Origin of the sequence: Streptomyces sp. NPDC051452 (genome assembly GCF_044454765.1) — a bacterium.
In the GTDB taxonomy this organism is placed as follows: domain Bacteria; phylum Actinomycetota; class Actinomycetes; order Streptomycetales; family Streptomycetaceae; genus Streptomyces.
On sequence record NZ_JBITEB010000005.1, the window covers coordinates 158,594 to 176,241 of the forward strand.

Below are 17,648 nucleotides of genomic sequence, written 5' to 3' on the forward strand. Positions count from 1 at the left end.
GCGAGAGGTGATCGATGGGCGTCACGGACCCCGCCGGGCCGGTGATGGACCGGGACGAGGTGGACCGTGCGCTGGCGCGGCTCGGCCAGGAGCACGAGGCCATCGAGACCTCGCTGCTGGCCCTGCAGGACCACGCGGGCCGCAGACTCCTCGAAGGCGCCGAACTGACCGGCGTGACCCGGGAACGGTGGCAGGCCACCGAGGCCCGGATCACCCTGCTGTGGGGGTACTTCGACGCCTACGCGGCCGCGCTGCGCGGCGCCCGCGAGATCCGCGCCCGGCGCCGCTGGTCCAGCCGCGAGGACCTGGTCGAACTGACCGGGCTGCTGCGCGGCGAGTCCGTCACCGTCGCCGGGGAGGGCCGGCTGAGCGAGACGTTCTCGCTGTCCGCGCTGGTGGACCGGATGAACGAGCTGTACGCGACGAGTCTGGACCTGGTCGTCGCCGCCGACGCCGTCTGGTCGGCGCTGCCCGCGCGGATAGATTTACTCGCCGCGGAGCTCCAGCGCACCCGCAAGCTCGCCCACTCCGTGGGGGTCAGGCCCGGCGAGCACCCGGCCGGTGACGACCTGGAGCGCATCACCCGTACCCTGACCAGGCTGCGCGAGGAGGTCGTCTCCGATCCGCTCGCCTACTGGGTGCCGACGCCGGGCAGTTCGGCGCCCGGCGGCGGCCGCCCGGACACCACCGTCTACGACCGCGAGGCGCGCGCCCTGGAGGAGGTGCGGCGGGAGATCGACGCCGTGCTGACCGTCCGGCAGGACGCCGAGGCCCGGCTGATCCGGCTGCGGGACGTGCTCTCGCGCGCGGACCGCACCCTCGCCGAGGCCCGCGCCGCGCGCGGCGAGGTGCTGGCGAAGATCGCCGCCACCGAGGTGCCCGTGGTCAGCGGTCCGCCGACCGCGCTGCAGGAGCAGCTGGCGACCGCCGCCGAGTACCGCCGGCAGGCGCGGTGGCACCGGCTCTCCCCGCTGCTGGAGTCCCTGGAACAGAAGGCCGAGGACGAACTGCTGCGCGCCCGCGAGTCGTTGACGGCGGTCACCGCGCCGCTCGCGGTCCGCGCCGAGCTGCGCGGACGGCTGGACGCCTACCGGGCGAAGGTCGCCCGGCACGGCCTGGCCGAGGACCCGCTGCTGATCGAGCGGTACGACGCGGCCCGGCGGATGCTGTGGAGCGCGCCCTGCGACCTGCGCGTGGCGGAACAGGCCGTGCTGCGCTACCAGCGGCTGGCGGCCGAACAACTCGGCAGCGCGAGCGCGCCGCGGGACCGTGAGGAGGGCCAGTCATGAGCCGGTCGGGGCAGGCCTGTCAGCGGCCGGGCTGCACGGGGGCGTACGAGGACGTCGGCGGCGGCGAGCTGTACTGCGACACGTGCGGTCTCGCGCCGGTCGTCTCGGCGAGCGGCATGGTGGGTTCGCCGCCCACCGGTGTCACCAGGGGCTCGACGCGCAGCGGCAGTTCGCGCGGCTCCCGCGGCACGGGCACGTCCTCCCAGTCCTCGAAGTCGCGCCGCTCGGTCTCCGGACGGCTCTCGCGGGCCCTGTCGGGCCGGTCCACCGGCCGTTCGGTGTCGGTGCGCAGCTCCGGCGCGTCCTCGGGGCCGTCGACGCGCGGGCGGCTGGGCGCCGGGCTGGTCAGCGTGCCGCAGGTGCCGCGGCCCGACCCGCGCGCGATGGTGCTGGACGATCCCGAGGTGCCCGAGCGCAAGCGGTTCTGCTCCCGCTCGGACTGCGGGGCACCGGTCGGCCGGGCCCGTGGCGACCGGGCGGGCCGGACGGAAGGGTTCTGCACCAAGTGCGGGCACCCCTACTCCTTCGTGCCCAAACTGAGGGCCGGGGACATCGTGCACGGCCAGTACGAGGTGGCCGGCCCTCTCGCGCACGGCGGACTGGGCTGGGTCTACCTCGCCGTGGACCGGGCCGTCTCCGACCGGTGGGTGGTGCTCAAGGGCCTGCTGGACACCGGCGACCAGGACGCGATGGCCGCCGCGATCTCCGAGCGGCGCTTCCTCGCGGAGATCGAGCACGCCAACATCGTGCGGATCTACAACTTCGTGGAGCACCTGGACCAGCGAACCGGCTCGCTGGACGGCTACATCGTCATGGAGTACGTCGGCGGCAAGTCGATCAAGGACATCGCCAACGACCGCCGCACACCCGACGGCAGGCGCGACCCGCTGCCGGTGGAACAGGCCTGTGCCTACGGCATCGAGGCCCTGGAGGCGCTCGGCCATCTGCACAGCCGCAACCTGCTGTACTGCGACTTCAAGGTCGACAACGCCATCCAGACCGAGGACCAGCTCAAGCTCATAGACATGGGCGCGGTACGCCGCATGGACGACGACGAGTCCGCGATCTACGGCACCGTCGGCTACCAGGCACCGGAGGTCGCCGAGACCGGCCCCTCGGTGGCGAGCGACCTGTACACGGTGGGCCGCACCCTCGCCGTCCTCACCTTCGACTTCCAGGGCTACACCAACGTCTTCGTGGACTCCCTGCCCGACCCGGACACCATCGAGGTCTTCCGCCGCTACGAGTCCTTCTACCGGCTCCTGGTGCGCGCCACCGACCCCGACCCGGCCCGCCGGTTCGCCTCCGCCCAGGAGATGTCCGAGCAGCTGACCGGTGTGCTGCGCGAGGTCGTCTCGCTGCAGAGCGGACAGGCCAGGCCCGCGCTGTCGACGCTGTTCGGGCCCGAGGTACGGGTCACCGACACGGAGTTGTTCCCGCGGCCGGCCGGTGATGTGTCCCGGCTGGGCGCCCGGCCGCTCCCCGGCGCCGAGGCCGGCCAGGCGCCGCCCCCGCCGGCCCTCGTCAAGCCCGTCGAGACGCCGGCCGCCGCGCTCGCCCTGCCGGTGCCGCTGGTCGACCCGAACGACCCCAACGCCGGTTTCCTGGCGGGCCTGCTGGCCTCCGCGCCGGCCGAGCTGGTCACGGCGCTGCACGCGGTGCCCGTCCAGAGCGTGGAGACCCGGCTCAGGCAGATCCGGGCCCGGCTGGAGAGCGGCGACCACGAGAGCGCGCTGACGAGCCTGGCCACGCTGGACGAGGAGCGGCCCGACGACTGGCGGGTGGTCTGGTACCGGGGCGTGGCCGCCCTGGCCACCGGCGGCTTCGAGGACGCGGCGCTGGCCTTCGACGCGATCTACGACGCCTTCCCCGGCGAGGCCGCGCCCAAGCTGGCGCTCGCCCTGTGCGCCGAGGTGCTGGGCCAATTGGACAACGCCGCCGAGTACTACCGCCTGGTGTGGGCGACCGACCCGAGCTATGTGAGCGCGGCCTTCGGCCTGGCCCGGGTGCGGCTGGCCGCCGGGGACCGCGGCGGTGCCGTGACGACGCTGGAATCGGTGCCCGAGTCCTCCATCCACTACACGGCCGCCCGGGTCGCCGCCGTGCGGGCCCGGCTCAGACAGCGCACGGCGAACGCCGGTGACGTACCGTTCCTGGACGACCTGACCGCCGCCGCCGGGCAGGTCGAGGCGCTGGACGCGTACGGCCTGGACCCGGCCAGGCGCGAGCAGTTGTCCGCCGAGGTGCTCGGCTGTGCGCTGGACTGGATACTCTCCTCGGGCCAGAGCACCGCGCGACCGGCCGCCGGCGGGCGGGTGCTGCTGGGCAGCGGTCTGGACGAGCGGGGCCTCCGCTTCGGTCTGGAGCGGGCCTACCGCACGCTGGCCCGGCTGGCGCCCGGCGGCGAGGAGAGGATCGAACTGGTGGAACGGGCCAACCGTTACCGCCCCCGGACGTGGGTGTAGTTGATGTCGCAGATGCCCCAGCAGGCCGCACTGCCGAAGTGCCCGAGCTGCGCGGAGCCCGTCGAGCCGGGTGATCGCTTCTGCGGAGCGTGCGGTCACGACCTTTCGGTGGTGGCCGCCGCGCCGCAGGACCATCCGACCCTCACCATGACCGACACCGGGCCGCCCGGGGACGGCGTGGACTGGCCGGCCCCCGAACCACCGGGCTCCGGCGGCACCCCGGCCGGGGTGCACCTGCCCACCGACCTGCCCGGCACGGACTCGGGCGGCCGGCCGCTGCCTCCCGAGGAGGAGAGCGCACCCGGCGTCCGCTTCGACCGGCCGGCCGAGCCCGAGGAGTACCCACTGCAGGCACCGGACCCGCGTGCGGCCGCCGACGCCGGCGCCGTACCGGCCGGGCCGGCCGGCGAACCGGCGCAGGTCTGTGTGGCCTGCCGGGCGGGCCGGGTGGACAGCGACGGCTACTGCGAGAACTGCGGACACGCCCAGCCGCGCGAACGCGACCACATGGAGGGCGAGTCGGGCCCCGTCGCCGCCGTCAGCGACCGTGGGCTGCGCCACCACCGCAACGAGGACGCCTTCACCGTCGGGCACACCACGCTGCCCGACGGCGGGCCCGCCGCGCTCGCCGTGGTCTGCGACGGCGTCTCCTCGGCGACCCGGCCCGACGAGGCCTCGCTGGCCGCCTCCCGGGTGGCCGGGGACGTCCTGCTGGCCGCCCTGCCGCGGGGTACGCATCCCCAGCAGGCGCTGCACGAGGCGATCGTCGCCGCCGCGCAGGCCGTCAACGCGCTGGCCGAGGAACCCGCGACGGCCCGTGAGCACAGCCCGCACCAGAACGCCCCGGCCTGCACGATCGTCGGCGCGATCGTCACCGCCGGGCTGCTGGTCGTCGGCTGGGTCGGCGACAGCCGGGTGTACTGGGTGCCCGCCGACCGGGGCGCGCCGGCGGCCCGGCTCACCGAGGACGACTCCTGGGCCGCGCAGATGGTCGCCGCCGGGCTGATGAGCGAGGCCGAGGCGTACGCCGACGAGCGCGCCCACGCGATCACCGGCTGGCTCGGCGCCGACGCCTACGAACTGGAGCCGCACACCGCGTCGTTCAAGCCCGACCGGCCCGGTGTCGTGGTGGTCTGCACCGACGGCCTGTGGAACTACGCCGAGACGGCCGAGGAGATGTCCGAGGTGGTGCCGGCGGACGCGGCGGCGCGTCCGCTGCACAGCGCCCGCGTCCTGGTCGGCCACGCGCTGGACGGCGGGGGCCACGACAACGTAACAGTGGCCGTCCTGCCGTTCCCCGCGCCGCCGCAGGGGGCAGTATCGGCCTGAGGCCGTACAAAAGGCCTGCCGTAGAACGCCGTACGGGGAAGCGGGGGCGGACCGGAGGGGACCGGTCCGTCCGCACTCACCGCCTCGCGTCAGCGGGGTGTTTTCGAGGGGGAGTCGATCAGGCATGGCCAATTTCGCGAAGTCGAGCGCGCCGCTGTTCTCGGTGGACGTCTACCAGAACGAGTACCTGCCGGAGGGCGGCCGGGAGGTCAACGCCGTCGTCACGGTGACCGCGACGGGCGGCGGCACCGTGGGCGGCGCGGTCACCGCGCCCGGGTCCACGGCGGCGGAGCGGTCCTCTGCCGCCGTGGCTCTCATGGTCGACTGCTCGGGTTCCATGGACTACCCGCCGACCAAGATGCGCAACGCCCGGGACGCCACGGCGGCCGCCGTCGACACCCTGCGCGACGGCACCCGCTTCGCGGTGATCGCCGGCACGCACAAGGCCCAGGAGGTCTACCCGGGTGGCGGGGGGCTCGCGGTCGCCGACGCCACCACCCGCGAGGAGGCCAAGCAGGCGCTGCGCCGGCTCGCCGCCGGCGGGGGTACGGCGATCGGTACCTGGCTGCGGCTCGCCGACCGGCTGCTGTCCTCGGCGGATGTCGCCATCCGGCACGGCATCCTGCTGACCGACGGCCGCAACGAACACGAGACACCGCAGGATCTGCGGGCGGCGCTGGAGGCCTCGGCCGGCCGGTTCACATGTGACGCCCGGGGCGTGGGCACCGACTGGGAAGTGAAAGAAGTCACAGGGATCGCCTCCGCGTTGCTCGGCACCGCCGACATCGTCGCCGACCCGGCGGGACTGGCCGCGGACTTCACGCGGATGATGGAGTCGGCGATGGGCAAGGAGGTCGCCGACGTCGCCCTGAGAGTGTGGACGCCGGTCGGCACCACCATCCGGTTCGTCAAGCAAGTCGCCCCTGCCGTAACGGACTTGACCGGCCGACGCACCGAGGCCGGGCCGCGCGCCGGGGACTATCCCACCGGGTCCTGGGGCGACGAGTCGCGCGACTACCACCTGTGCCTGGAGGTCCCGTCGGCCGGGCTCGGCCAGGAGATGCTCGCCGCCCGCGTCTCGCTCGTCGTGCCCCGGCCGGACGGTTCGGCGCACAGCCTGGGCGCCCAGGGGCTGGTACGGGCCGTGTGGACCGACGACCTGGCCGCCTCCACCTCGATCAGCCCCCAAGTCGCCCACTACACCGGACAGGCCGAACTGGCACAAGTCATCCAGCACGGCCTCGATCTTCGCAAAGCGGGTGATTTCGATGGAGCAACCGCCAAACTGGGACGCGCGGTTCAGCTCGCGAGTGCGTCGGGGAACGCCGATACTGCGAAACTGCTTGCGAAGGTGGTGGACGTGGTCGACGCCGCGACAGGTACTGTGCGGTTGAAGACGAGGGTCGCGGAGGCCGACGAGATGACTCTGGAGACCCGGTCCACCAAGACTGTTCGTGTAAAGAAGTGACCCTGGAAGCGATTCGAGCGATCCAGACCGACCCTTAGGAGAAGGGGAAGCACCGACATGCCGACCTGCCCGAACGGACACCAGTCGGGTTCCGACGACTGGTGCGAGGTCTGCGGTCACCGCATGGCCGGTGCCGTGCCTCCGCCGCCCCCGCCGCCGCCCGCCGGTGGCTACGGCTTCCCGCCGCCGCAGGGCACCCAGCCCGGCGGCCGCCCGCAGGCGCCGGGCACGCCCGAGCCGGAGCTGTGCCCGCAGTGCCGCACGCCCCGCGAGGGCGGCGCGCCGTTCTGCGAGGAGTGCCGGTGGAACTTCCTCACCAACACCGCCACCTCGTACACCCCGGCCGCCCCGCGTCCGCCGCAGCCCCGCTTCGAGCCGCCGAGCGCGACGTACGGCGGCGCCGACTCGTACGAGTACCAGGGCTCCCGGCCCTCGCGGGTGAACCGGCCGGCCGAGCCCATCCCGTCCTTCGGCAGCGAGCCGTCGGGTCCGACGCCGTTCGGCGGCGACCGCGGTCCGTCCGGCCCGCCGACCTCCCCGGGTCCCGGCGCTCCCGGGGGTCCGTCCGGCTTCGGCGGGGAACGGCGTCCGCAGGGCCCCCCGTCCGGCTTCGGCGGCGGCCAGGGCCCCGGCCCCGGCGGCCCGGGCGGCTTCGGCGGCGCCCCGGGTCAGGGTCCGTCTCAGGGACCGGGGCAGGGTCAGGGACCTGGGCAGGGCCAGGGGCCCGGCGCCGGCGGTCCTTCCGGCTTCTTCGGCGGCGGCCAGGGCCCCGGTCCGGGGCAGCGCCCCGGTCAGGGCCAGGGTCCCGGTCAGGGCCAGGGTCCCGGTCAGGGCCAGGGGCCCGGCGCCGGTGGTCCGTCCGGCTTCGGGGGCGGTCCGGGTCAGGGGCAGGGCCCCGGCGGCCCGTCCGGCTTCGGCGGTGGCCAGGGTCCGGGCCGGCGGCCCGGTTTCGGCGGCGAACCGGGACAGGGTCCGGGCGCGCCCGGACCGTCCGGCTTCGGCGGCGGCCCCTCCCGTCCGGGACAGCAGCCCGGCGGCCCCGGCGGCGCCCCGCAGGCGTTCCAGCAGCCCGGCCCGCCCGCTCCGCCCGCGTTCCCCCGGGAGACCGGCCGGCCCCCGGGCAACGGTCCCCTGCCGGGTGGCCCGTCCTCCGGTGGCCCGTCCGCCGGTGGCCCGTCCGCCGGCGGTCCCTCCTTCGGCGGCGGTGACGACGACTGGGTGATCTCCCCGCCGTCGTCCACCGGCCCATCCGGCCCGGGTCAGGGTCAGGGTCCGGGACCCGGCCAGGGCCCCGGCGGCCAGGGCGGCGGGTACGGCTATCCGCAGCCCGGCGGCACCCAGGCGCCCTCCGGCCCCGGCTTCCCGCAGGCGCCGCAGCAGCCCGCGACCTGGACCGCGACCATCGGCCCGGACCGCGACTACTTCATGGCGATGATGCAGCGCTCCGGCCCCGAGGCCGCGGGTCTGAACCTGCCCGCGTACTCGCCCGAGCAGCAGCGCACGCTCAACGGCAACCAGGTCACCATCGGCCGCCGCCGGCACTCCACCGGCGACACCCCCGACATCGACCTGTCCGTGCCGCCGGAGGACCCGGGCGTCTCGCACCAGCACGCCGTGCTGGTGCAGCAGCCGGACGGCAACTGGGCCGTCGTCGACCAGAACTCGACCAACGGCACGACGGTCAACGGCTCGGACGAGCCGATCCAGCCGTTCGTCCCCGTCCCGCTGCGGGACGGCGACCGGGTGCACGTCGGCGCCTGGACGACGATCACCGTCCGCCGGGGCTGAGCACGCTCAGCGGAGGGGCCACAGATACGGCCCCTCCGGGTCGTCCAGCCACGCCCAGGCCCGCTCACCGGCGACCGTGACGCCGTAGCGGCCCCGGCCGGGCTCGCCCTCGCGCTCCCACAGCGCGTAGGCCTCCCGCGGATCGAGGGTGCCCCGGACCAGGGCGGCCAGGAAGCGGAACAGGTCCTGTTCCCGGGCCCGGTCCGGCAGTCCGGCCAGGGACACCCCCTCCGGCTCCGCGCGGGCCTCGCCGCGCAGCGGCACGAAGTAGGCGGGCGTGTCCAGGAAGCGCCCCTCGGCGTGCGCGGCGTCCCGCACCGTGAGGGCCAGCAGGCCGGTGGCCAGCGGGGTCAGGATCCGCGCACCGGGGCGGCACTGGCCGATCCAGGCGCGCGGCACCGTCGGCAGCGCGCAGGTGGCGATGATCCGGTCGAAGGGGGCGCGTTCGGGCACCCCGCGCGCCCCGTCGCCGGTGACGACGACCGGGTGGTACCCGGCCGCGCTCAGGTGCTGCCGGGCCGACTCGGTGATCTCCGGCTCCAGGTCGATGGTGGTGACGAGGTCGTCGCCGAGCCGGTGGGCGAGCAGGGCCGCGTTGTAGCCGGTACCGGCGCCCACCTCCAGGACCCGGTGGCCCTCCTCGACCTCCAGGGCGGCCAGCATCTGCGCCATCAGGGACGGCTGGCTGCTGGAGGAGAGCAGCTCGCCGTCGCGCAGCCGGGTGGCCAGCGGGGCGTCCGCGTAGGCGCCGCGCACCCAGCGCCGCCGGGCCTCGGGGTCGATGCTCTGGCCCCAGCGGCGTTCCTGCCCACGCTGCCCGGCGACGTAGTAGTACGGCACGAACAGGTGCCGGGGCACCGCCGCGAACGCCTCCCGCCACACCGGGTCCCCCGCCCAGGCGCCGTCGGCGTCGATCTCCCGCACAAGCGCGGCCCGTGCCGTGGCGGCCAGGCCGTCGATCTCGGTGTCATAGGCGCCCATACGTCCACAGTAGGGGGGAGCCGCCGCCCACGGGCCTCGAGCCTTTCTTCCGGATCAGGCCGGCCGGGACCGGGGGCTCCGCACGGCCGACCCCGGCCGGATCCGAAGAGAGACCTCAAGTCCGCGGTCCTCGGTCGCGCGCCGTCTGAGACCATGGAACGGTGAATGAGATTCGGCGCGGCACGCTTCAGGAGCAGACCTTCTACGAGCAGGTCGGCGGGGAGGACACCTTCCGCCGGCTCGTCCACCGTTTCTACGAGGGGGTCGCCGAGGACCCGATCCTGAAGCCGATGTACCCGGAGGAGGATCTGGGGCCGGCCGAGGAGCGCCTGACCCTGTTCCTGATCCAGTACTGGGGCGGCCCCACCACCTACAGCGACAACCGCGGCCACCCCCGGCTGCGCATGCGGCACGCCCCGTTCACCGTGGACCGGGCGGCACACGACGCCTGGCTGCGGCACATGCGGGTGGCCGTCGACGAACTCGGCCTGTCCGAGGAGCACGAGCGGACGCTGTGGAACTACCTGACGTACGCCGCCGCGTCGATGGTGAACACCCCCGACTGATCGGTCACGGTCCGCTACAGAGCGGTCCGCTACAGAGCGGTCCGCTATAGGGCGGTCCGCTCCAGGGCGGCGCTGTCGGCGACGCCGCGCGGCGCCCGGTGCCGGGCGACGCCCGCACCGCGACCGCCACCCTGAGCGTCGAGGCGCGCGCCGGCCCCGAGGGAGCCGGTCACCGCACGCTGACCCCGAGCGAGCCCAGTCCGGCCCGGCGGACGGCGATCGACCCGTACGGCGTGCGCAGCCGGAGCCACGCCCCCGAGGAGAACAGGGCGGTGTCGGCCGGTCCGGTGCCCGGCCGCAGGAAGCCCAGGGACTGCGCCGCGTGCACGGCCCGCACCGGGAGCCGGGTCCGCCCGATCTCACGGGACCAGATGTCCCGGCCGATCCGGTCCAGCTCCGCCCGGTCGCGCCGCTCGGGCGCCAACTCTTCCGTGCGGGAGCGGAATTCACCGACCGCCGCGGCGACCGTCGCCCGCAGCGAGTCCGGGGCCGGGAGCCCCGGCTCGGACCGCCAGCCGCCGCGCGGCGGCAGCACACCGGCCCACGGCGGACCGGTGACCGCGCCGGGGACGGCGGCGGTGGCCGCCCGCTCGTCGACGGACTCCAGGAACTCACCGGCGGAGACGGTCACATCGAGGGTGACGTCGAGCCCGTCCTCGTACGGCTTCGCCAGCCGGACCGCGCGGATCGCCAGCACGTCGAAGGACGGCGGCCGCCCGAAGACGGCGAGGGCGGTGCCGGCCGCCTGCAGGCGCACCGCGGCTCCCCGGTCGTAGCGGAGCAGCCGGGACAGGAAGGCGGCGAGGTCGGCCGCCTCCGTCTCGTCGTCGAGGTGCAGGACCGTCATGCGGCGACGGCCCCCTCCTCGGCGTCGTCGGTGTACCCGCCGAGGAACTCCCGCTCCTCGGCGGTGATCCGGCGCGGCCGCTGGGCCTCGAAGTCGAAGGGGACGATGACCGTCGAGGCCCGTACGTAGACCTGGTCGTCGTCCTTCACCTCGTAGGAGACGGTGAAGGACGCGGCCTTGATCTCCTTGACCCACAGCTCGATGTCCACGGGCGCGGGCCGGTGGACGAGCTGCCGCTTGTAGTCGATCTCATGGCGCGCCACCACGGACCCCTGCTTGGACTCCTTGCTCCGCAGGGACAGGAAGTCGATGCGGGCCTCCTCCAGATAGCGGAGGAAGATCGCGTTGTTGACATGGCCGTAGGCGTCCATGTCCGACCAGCGCAGTGGACAGCGGTAGATGTGCCGCAAGATCGATCAGCCCCGGGTCAGCTTCTTGTAGGTGGCGCGGTGCGGACGCGCGGCGTCCGCTCCGAGCCTCTCGATCTTGTTCTTCTCGTACGACTCGAAGTTGCCCTCGAACCAGAACCACCTCGACTCGCCCTCGTAGGCGAGGATGTGGGTGGCGACCCGGTCGAGGAACCACCGGTCGTGGGAGACCACGACGGCGCAGCCGGGGAAGTCCAGCAGCGCGTTCTCCAGGCTGGACAGCGTCTCGACGTCCAGGTCGTTGGTGGGCTCGTCGAGGAGCAGCAGGTTGCCGCCCTGCTTCAGGGTCAGCGCCAGGTTGAGACGGTTGCGCTCACCGCCGGAGAGCACACCGGTCGGCTTCTGCTGGTCCGGGCCCTTGAAGCCGAAGGCGGACACGTACGCCCGGCTCGGCATCTCGACCTGGCCGACGTTGATGTAGTCGAGTCCGTCGGACACGACCTCCCACAGCGTCTTCTTCGGGTCGAGGTTGGCGCGGGTCTGGTCGACGTAGGAGATCTTGACGGTCTCGCCGACCTTGATGTTGCCCGCGTCGGGAGTCTCCAGGCCCTGGATCATCTTGAACAGGGTGGTCTTGCCGGCGCCGTTCGGGCCGATCACGCCGACGATGCCGTTGCGCGGCAGGGTGAAGCTCAGCCCGTCGACCAGGACCTTCTCGCCGAAGGCCTTGTTGAGCTTGTCGACCTCGACGACGACACTGCCCAGACGCGGGCCCGGCGGGATCTGGATCTCCTCGAAGTCCAGCTTCCGCATCTTGTCGGCCTCGGCGGCCATCTCCTCGTACCGCGCGAGGCGGGCCTTGGACTTGGCCTGGCGCCCCTTGGCGTTGGAGCGGACCCACTCCAGCTCTTCCTTGAGCCGCTTCTGCCGCTTGGCGTCCTTCTGGCCCTCGACCTTGAGACGGCTCGCCTTGCTCTCCAGGTACTTGGAGTAGTTGCCCTCGTAGCCGTGCAGGCGGCCGCGGTCGACCTCGCAGATCCAGCCGGCGACGTTGTCCAGGAAGTACCGGTCGTGGGTGACGGCCACGACGGTGCCCGGGTACTTGGCCAGGTGCTGCTCCAGCCAGTTCACCGACTCGGCGTCGAGGTGGTTGGTGGGCTCGTCCAGGAGCAGCAGGTCGGGCTGCTCCAGCAGCAGCTTGCAGAGCGCGACGCGGCGCTTCTCGCCACCGGAGAGGTTGGTGACGGGCCAGTCGCCGGGCGGGCAGCCGAGGGCGTCCATGGCCTGCTCGAGCTGGGCGTCCAGGTCCCAGGCGTTGGCGTGGTCCAGCTCCTCCTGGAGCTTGCCCATCTCGTCGAGCAGCGCGTCGGAGTAGTCGGTCGCCATCAGCTCGGCGATCTCGTTGAACCGGTCGAGCTTGCCCTTGATCTCGGCGACACCCTCCTGGACGTTCTCCAGGACGGTCTTCTCCTCGTTCAGCGGGGGCTCCTGCAGCAGGATGCCGACGGTGTAACCCGGCGAGAGGAAGGCGTCACCGTTGGACGGCTGCTCCAGTCCCGCCATGATCTTCAGCACGGTCGACTTACCGGCGCCGTTCGGACCGACCACGCCGATCTTCGCCCCCGGCAGGAAGCTCAGGGTGACGTCGTCGAGGATCACCTTGTCGCCGTGCGCTTTGCGCGCCTTGCGCATGGTGTAAATGAACTCAGCCAAGAGAAACCGTCCGGCAGCTTGAAATCTGGCAGTGGGCAGATACACCCCATCTTGCCGTATCGCCACCCCTGCGCGGAAACGCGTTAGGGCGGGGGGCTGTGACCTGGGCTTTCACCGACGACGGCTGTGACGCATCTGCCGCTGCCGGTCGCCCTCGGGCGGCCTCGGCGCCCTCGCGCGGCCGACCGCCCGGGAATGATCAGGGTGGAGCTACCGGCTGATCGGGATCTCGTAGACGATCTCGCAGTGTGCGGCGGGCACGACGATGTCCGCCGTCTCTACGGGCCGCCCTTGGTCGCTGTAGTACGTCCGCCGGATGTGCGTGACGAGCGCGGCCTTCTGGATGCCGAGTATCGACGCTTCCTCGGCGGTCGCCTGCCTGGGTTCGGGCTGCTCGACGGCGTGGCTGACGGTGATGCCGATCGCGGCCATGCGGTTCACGACACCTTCCCCGGCGTGCGGCCCGCCCTCGGGAAGGACGACGAGGGTGCCGGCGGTGAGGTCGTACGGCTCCCAGCTCGTGGACAGCTGCACCGGCCTGCCGTCGCCCAGGAACTCGTACGTCGTCCGGACGCAGAGATCACCCTCGGCGATACCGAGCCGTGCCGCGACGTCCGCCGGAGCCGGCACCTTGGCGTCGGTCCGACTCTCCCAATCCCCTTGCCTGCCCAGAGCCTTCATGTCCGCCCGGAACGGCGACCCGTCGGGCCGCTCCCGCGCGGACGACCGGACCATGCGCACCCGCTGCCGCGGCTCGGCGACATACGTGCCGGAACCAGCGCGCCCCTCCAGCACCCCTTGGGAGATCAGTAGCTCCTGAGCCCGGCGGACGACGTTCTCGCCCACCCCGCACTCCTGGCCGATCTGGGCGCGGGACGGCAGACGGTCGCCGGGCTCCCACACGTGCTCCGCGATCCGCCTCCGGAGTTCGTCGGCGATACGGAGATAAGGCGGCTGCTCAGACATATGGAAAATCTAGTCCACTAGCTCTAATCTAGTTAACTAGCTTCACTGAGAGTGATCGCCGGTGACGGAGGCTGCCCTGTGCCCGCTTCGGGAGTTCGCGCGGCAGCCATCGCTGCCCGGCTGTCGGCCCTCGGGCTCCCCGTGCGCGTGGAGGACCGCGGCCGGTCGTGGTCGGTCGAGGCAGAGGTGCCGGAATCACTTCCGGCCGAGTCCTGGCGGGAGGTCTTGGAAGCCGTGGCGGAGGCCGATCGGTTCGGCCTCCTCGCTACCAGCCTGAACGGCCGCACCCTCTGGGCGGCCGTACGCAAAGCGGTCCCCACGACGGGCGATGTCGGGGGACCGAGCCATCAGCGATAGGAGCTGAACAGCATGCTCAACCGTATCCGCCGCGCTGCCGCGCTCGCCGGAGCGTGGTACGTCCCCAGGGGCAGGCATCGCCGACCCTTAACGCACTCGCGGCCGCCGGCCGCCCTTGTCCTGCCCGCCCCTGCCGGCGCCCCGACGTCGGTCCTGGGCCGGTCCGGCGAAACCGCGAAGCACCGCCTCCCGCTCGCGGGGGAGGAAAACGCGCTCGTCCGCCCGTACGTGCTGGCCTGGGAGAAAGGAGTACGGCCGCACGCGGCGGTGTTCGCCTCCCACATGCCGGCCGAGGCGTGGTCGTCTCTCGCGGGAGGTTGCTGATGCTTCCTCCCAAGCGGTCCCCCATCACCGAGACGTCGGCCGTTCCCTACCGGTCGGCCGTGTGCTGTGTCGGCATACACCTTGCTTGCGTGGAGTCCTCGCCGACCTCCGCACCGATCGACCTGCCGCTTGTATACGAGACGTGCGCCTGCCCGTGCCACCCGGTGTCTCCCCACTCCACGAAGGCGGAGGCAGAACGGTGAGCGGCTGGGCACTCGGCGGCGCGCTGGTCTCCAACGTCGAGGTCACCGCCGCCACCGTGCAACGAGGCGACGTCATTCAACTCGGGGGCCTGCCCTGCCGTGTGGCCGACCTCTTCCAACTCCCTCAAGGCGCCAAACAGCTCCTGTTCGAGTCCGGCCTCGCCGTCCGCTACAAGGTCAGCACGGTGACCCTGCGGAATGCCCTCGCAGTCCTCCAGAGCGAGGGCCCGGTCGAGAGGATCCACGGCAAGGGCAACTTCGTCGTGTTCCCGGGTGACCGCGTCGACGCCGTCTTCACCACCCACCACCCGACCGATGAGAGGCAGACCCGAGCATGACGGCACCGAAAGAACTACGACTCCTGCCGTGGTCGGGATCGGAGGGCAAACCCTGCTATCTGAGCACCGACGACAAGGCCGGCTACATGTCCCGCCTGGCGGACAACATCGAATCGATCCAACTGGGGACGGCAACCGAGCTGCTGGAGCACGCCTCGGACACCCTCAACGACCCTGGCACAGGCCCGGAGGGTCTGCGCCTGCTGGCGAAGGAACTGACCGGAGCCCTGCGGGACGTACTCCGCGTCGCGACCAGCCGCGGCCACCTCCTGGCCCTGAGCGAAGAACCGCACCATTCCTGAACCGGCGGCCGCAAGCAGCGCCCACCCATGACGTCCCTCCATCTCAAGCGGAGAGGGGAGTCCGAGCTCCGGCTACTCCCCTCCCCGCCGCTTTACGCTGGCCTCCCTTGGAAAGCCGGGTGCAGCAGGAAGAGACCCACCTCCCCTGGGCTCGTCTGGACTCCAGCCAACACCAGCCAGGCGCGACGGCGGGCGCACCGACCCAGTACGCATGCATGTTCCTCGCCGCGCCCCCGGGAACCTCGCCACGCTGCCACGCCGTCGACCAGATCAAGTTGCGCCGGCGGAGCTTGACAGTGAGGCCTTGGCCGATGCCCTCTTCGCCTTGAAGCAACTCGGGCGGAGGCTCGACCTGTGACGAGTGCGCCTTCACATGTGGCGATGGTCCGCGGACCTCCCGGGCCGGCCCAGTAGACAATGGCACGATGGACGTAGCTGCGGAACTGTGCGCTCTTACGAGTTCGTTGTCGCGGGAAGACGGGGTCTTCGGCTGTGTGGGCGACGAGACCGGCGGATCCGTTGCGGAACTCGTTCGCCAAGTGGCGGCCGAGGCCGAAGAGGCTTGGAAACAGTATGCAGCGGAAGGCGCAGTCGGCCCGGATACACCAGAAGAGATCGACGACGCACTCTTGCAGATCGGCGCTGAGCGCGCAGCGGAGCTCTTGTCCTACCTGGCGACCTACGACCTCGTGTTCCCGGACTCAGGGCGCCGAGACCGCGCACACGCCCGTAGAGCGGCGGAACGTGTTGTTCGCTTGCTGGGCTACGAGGCCGCCTGGTACACGAACATCACCGACCTCTCCTCCGGAGTACGAGCATGGAACCCGGTTACCCGGCAGACCTTCGATGGGGTTGTTGCGGGGACCGGCGGGTCCTTCACCGTGGTGTTGCTGCAGGTGGGCGAGGACTGAGCCCTCCCTGGCGCTCTGCCGCTGCCGTGTCAGCCGCGGCGTTGTACGAGCACCGCCTTAGGAGTTCGGTCTGACTGCCTGTCCACCCGAACTGCGCGGGGGCGGCCGGGGCCGTGTCAGTCAGCACCGCGCCGCCGCCGTCAGCTGTCGTTGACGTCAGCCATGGATGTCACTTCACATCCGCTGGGGTCACTTGCGACGCTTGCGTGTCTTCGCTTTGCGTTCGGCTTCCTTGCGCTTGTCGATGGTGTACGACGACCACTCGCCACGGTGCAGGTTGCATCGCGACGCACCGACCATCGCCAGCCGCCGACACCGAGTGCCCTTCTCCGTGAGTGCTCCACATCTGGACTGCGTACGAGCCACGTCTCCCACCTCCGGTCTCGACCGTCGTGCGGACCAGTGCAGGATTGCCAAGCAGATGTCCTCTGCGGAAGGCGCACTGTTCCGCGCAGCGGTGCACGGCGGCCAAGGAGGTTGCTCAGGGGCGCACGCTTTCCAACTGTGGTGGTCGAGGTCTCGGACGCGGCCGTTCACCTGCGTTCATGCGCGGCCGCTCGCGGGAGCGGCCGCTGGCTTCGGTCCCGCCTGAACGGCCGTGAACGGGGCTGAATGGGACAGAAACTGAGACGGGTGCCAACGGAGCGGCTGCTTTGCCCGACTCGGCAATGGGGCCGCTTGCGACCTTGTCCGAGGCCATCTCGGGAGCCATGCTCGCCTGCATGACCGTGATGTGTGGCCCTCTCGACGGCGTGCCGATGGAGGTTCTCTTCCGTGGCCTCGATGCCTCTGGCAGACAACGCATGCTCCGCGCCGCAACCCGGGTGGATGCCGCTCGCCCGACAGGCCAGGTGCCTCAGTGGCAGTGGTTTCCGGACCACATCAAGCGCCCTGACATCCACATTGACGGCGCCATTCCGGAGATCCTGCTCTCTGAGATCTCCCTCTACGACGAGGGCGGCGACTGGCTTGAGGCAACGATCGATGTCGAGTGGACACCCGCTGGCCGGCTGAACGTCTGCGCAGCGATGGGCATGGCATGTTGGTGCCCGGAGGATCATGGGACCCACTACGCCCCGTCCCTCAACGTGCCGGCTGGAGGCATGACTTCGCTGTGTGAGGCGTTCGAAGTCGCTGCACACCATCTGGTGGGCTGGCTTCGCGGATCCCCGAATCCAGCCCACTGGAGAGCGCGGGCGAATTTGCCGCAGCGCCCTTCATTTGTTCCCCCGGCCGTACAGGAACGCTCGGGGTAAGGCGCTCCTGGCTGGCCAAGACAGCGACACCAAATGCGCCCTCAGCTTGGAAGCTTGGCTTTCCTGGCAGTGGTAGCCACGCTGCTAAGCAGTGACTGCGGTTCGGAGATCCGACGAGAGGTTGATGTTGCGAGTGCTGCTGCTACCGGCAGGGACGAGGTCCGTCCGAGAGTGTAA

15 protein-coding genes and 1 pseudogene are annotated in these 17,648 nt (G+C 71.9%); 11 read left to right on the top strand and 5 right to left on the bottom strand.

Translation table 11 applies throughout. The features are described 5' to 3' along the window. The first annotated feature begins 14 nt into the window (after positions 1–14). From ACIBA9_RS15630 to ACIBA9_RS15650, 5 genes are all read left to right on the top strand, one after another. Positions 15–1,289 carry a hypothetical protein gene (locus ACIBA9_RS15630; protein WP_362151290.1) on the top strand — a complete coding sequence of 425 codons (1,275 nt, stop codon included), beginning with the start codon at positions 15–17 and terminating at the stop codon, positions 1,287–1,289. Further along, positions 1,286–3,754 carry a tetratricopeptide repeat protein gene (locus ACIBA9_RS15635; protein WP_399363224.1) on the top strand — a complete coding sequence of 823 codons (2,469 nt, stop codon included), beginning with the start codon at positions 1,286–1,288 and terminating at the stop codon, positions 3,752–3,754. Before ACIBA9_RS15630 ends, ACIBA9_RS15635 begins: the two co-directional genes overlap by 4 nt. A 3-nt stretch (positions 3,755–3,757) precedes the next feature. Continuing rightward, positions 3,758–5,083 carry a PP2C family serine/threonine-protein phosphatase gene (locus ACIBA9_RS15640; protein WP_399363226.1) on the top strand — a complete coding sequence of 442 codons (1,326 nt, stop codon included), beginning with the start codon at positions 3,758–3,760 and terminating at the stop codon, positions 5,081–5,083. A 124-nt stretch (positions 5,084–5,207) separates the two neighbouring features. Beyond that, entirely contained in the window at positions 5,208–6,551 is a 1,344-nt protein-coding gene (locus tag ACIBA9_RS15645; protein WP_399363228.1) for a VWA domain-containing protein, read from the top strand. A 57-nt stretch (positions 6,552–6,608) separates the two neighbouring features. Further along, a complete protein-coding gene (locus ACIBA9_RS15650; RefSeq protein ID WP_399363230.1) occupies positions 6,609–8,339 on the top strand; it encodes an FHA domain-containing protein in 1,731 nt (576 codons plus the stop codon). A gap of 6 nt (positions 8,340–8,345) precedes the next feature. Here ACIBA9_RS15650 and ACIBA9_RS15655 read toward each other — a convergent pair whose 3' ends face one another. After that, complete coding sequence (locus ACIBA9_RS15655) at positions 8,346–9,320, bottom strand: methyltransferase domain-containing protein (RefSeq protein WP_399363232.1); 975 nt, start codon at positions 9,318–9,320, stop codon at positions 8,346–8,348. A gap of 161 nt (positions 9,321–9,481) precedes the next feature. On the opposite strand from ACIBA9_RS15655, the gene ACIBA9_RS15660 reads away from it, so the two are divergent. Beyond that, positions 9,482–9,886 carry a globin gene (locus ACIBA9_RS15660; protein ID WP_362151274.1) on the top strand — a complete coding sequence of 135 codons (405 nt, stop codon included), beginning with the start codon at positions 9,482–9,484 and terminating at the stop codon, positions 9,884–9,886. A gap of 169 nt (positions 9,887–10,055) precedes the next feature. Here the strand turns inward: ACIBA9_RS15660 and ACIBA9_RS15665 are convergent, their stop codons facing one another. The 4 genes from ACIBA9_RS15665 to ACIBA9_RS15680 form a co-directional block, all read right to left on the bottom strand. Further along, positions 10,056–10,733, bottom strand: coding sequence for a hypothetical protein (locus tag ACIBA9_RS15665; protein WP_399363235.1), 678 nt, complete (start codon positions 10,731–10,733; stop codon positions 10,056–10,058). Further along, positions 10,730–11,143, bottom strand: a complete 414-nt coding sequence (locus ACIBA9_RS15670) for an acyl-CoA thioesterase (RefSeq protein ID WP_399363238.1) — start codon at positions 11,141–11,143, stop codon at positions 10,730–10,732. Before ACIBA9_RS15670 ends, ACIBA9_RS15665 begins: the two co-directional genes overlap by 4 nt. A gap of 6 nt (positions 11,144–11,149) precedes the next feature. Next, entirely contained in the window at positions 11,150–12,814 is a 1,665-nt protein-coding gene (ettA, locus tag ACIBA9_RS15675; protein ID WP_362151265.1) for an energy-dependent translational throttle protein EttA, read from the bottom strand. Between the two features lie 210 nt (positions 12,815–13,024). Beyond that, positions 13,025–13,780: a GntR family transcriptional regulator gene (locus ACIBA9_RS15680; RefSeq protein ID WP_399363241.1), complete on the bottom strand. Its 756-nt coding sequence runs from the start codon at positions 13,778–13,780 to the stop codon at positions 13,025–13,027. A 78-nt stretch (positions 13,781–13,858) separates the two neighbouring features. Between ACIBA9_RS15680 and ACIBA9_RS15685 the strand changes: the two genes are divergently transcribed. The 5 genes and pseudogenes from ACIBA9_RS15685 (at position 13,859) to ACIBA9_RS15705 (ending at position 17,471) form a co-directional block, all read left to right on the top strand. Then, on the top strand, positions 13,859–14,137 hold the full coding sequence (locus ACIBA9_RS15685) for a hypothetical protein (RefSeq protein WP_399363243.1): 279 nt from the start codon (positions 13,859–13,861) through the stop codon (positions 14,135–14,137). A 661-nt stretch (positions 14,138–14,798) separates the two neighbouring features. Next, positions 14,799–14,948: pseudogene (locus ACIBA9_RS15690) on the top strand (GntR family transcriptional regulator); the annotation flags it as partial. 50 nt (positions 14,949–14,998) lie between these two features. Beyond that, entirely contained in the window at positions 14,999–15,304 is a 306-nt protein-coding gene (locus ACIBA9_RS15695; RefSeq protein WP_399363246.1) for a hypothetical protein, read from the top strand. Between the two features lie 425 nt (positions 15,305–15,729). Continuing rightward, positions 15,730–16,215, top strand: a complete 486-nt coding sequence (locus tag ACIBA9_RS15700) for a hypothetical protein (protein WP_399363248.1) — start codon at positions 15,730–15,732, stop codon at positions 16,213–16,215. 722 nt (positions 16,216–16,937) lie between these two features. After that, positions 16,938–17,471 carry a hypothetical protein gene (locus ACIBA9_RS15705; RefSeq protein WP_399363251.1) on the top strand — a complete coding sequence of 178 codons (534 nt, stop codon included), beginning with the start codon at positions 16,938–16,940 and terminating at the stop codon, positions 17,469–17,471. Positions 17,472–17,648 lie beyond the last annotated feature (177 nt).

What these genes read in the sequence shown, in the direction of transcription:
- ACIBA9_RS15630 (WP_362151290.1), top strand. Translation starts at nt 15, where the DNA reads ATGGGCGTCACGGACCCCGCCGGGCCGGTGATGGACCGGGACGAGGTG.
- ACIBA9_RS15635 (WP_399363224.1), top strand. Translation starts at nt 1,286, where the DNA reads ATGAGCCGGTCGGGGCAGGCCTGTCAGCGGCCGGGCTGCACGGGGGCG.
- ACIBA9_RS15640 (WP_399363226.1), top strand. Translation starts at nt 3,758, where the DNA reads ATGTCGCAGATGCCCCAGCAGGCCGCACTGCCGAAGTGCCCGAGCTGC.
- ACIBA9_RS15645 (WP_399363228.1), top strand. Translation starts at nt 5,208, where the DNA reads ATGGCCAATTTCGCGAAGTCGAGCGCGCCGCTGTTCTCGGTGGACGTC.
- ACIBA9_RS15650 (WP_399363230.1), top strand. Translation starts at nt 6,609, where the DNA reads ATGCCGACCTGCCCGAACGGACACCAGTCGGGTTCCGACGACTGGTGC.
- ACIBA9_RS15655 (WP_399363232.1), bottom strand. Translation starts at nt 9,320, where the DNA reads ATGGGCGCCTATGACACCGAGATCGACGGCCTGGCCGCCACGGCACGG.
- ACIBA9_RS15665 (WP_399363235.1), bottom strand. Translation starts at nt 10,733, where the DNA reads ATGACGGTCCTGCACCTCGACGACGAGACGGAGGCGGCCGACCTCGCC.
- ACIBA9_RS15680 (WP_399363241.1), bottom strand. Translation starts at nt 13,780, where the DNA reads ATGTCTGAGCAGCCGCCTTATCTCCGTATCGCCGACGAACTCCGGAGG.
- ACIBA9_RS15695 (WP_399363246.1), top strand. Translation starts at nt 14,999, where the DNA reads ATGACGGCACCGAAAGAACTACGACTCCTGCCGTGGTCGGGATCGGAG.
- ACIBA9_RS15700 (WP_399363248.1), top strand. Translation starts at nt 15,730, where the DNA reads ATGGACGTAGCTGCGGAACTGTGCGCTCTTACGAGTTCGTTGTCGCGG.
- ACIBA9_RS15705 (WP_399363251.1), top strand. Translation starts at nt 16,938, where the DNA reads ATGACCGTGATGTGTGGCCCTCTCGACGGCGTGCCGATGGAGGTTCTC.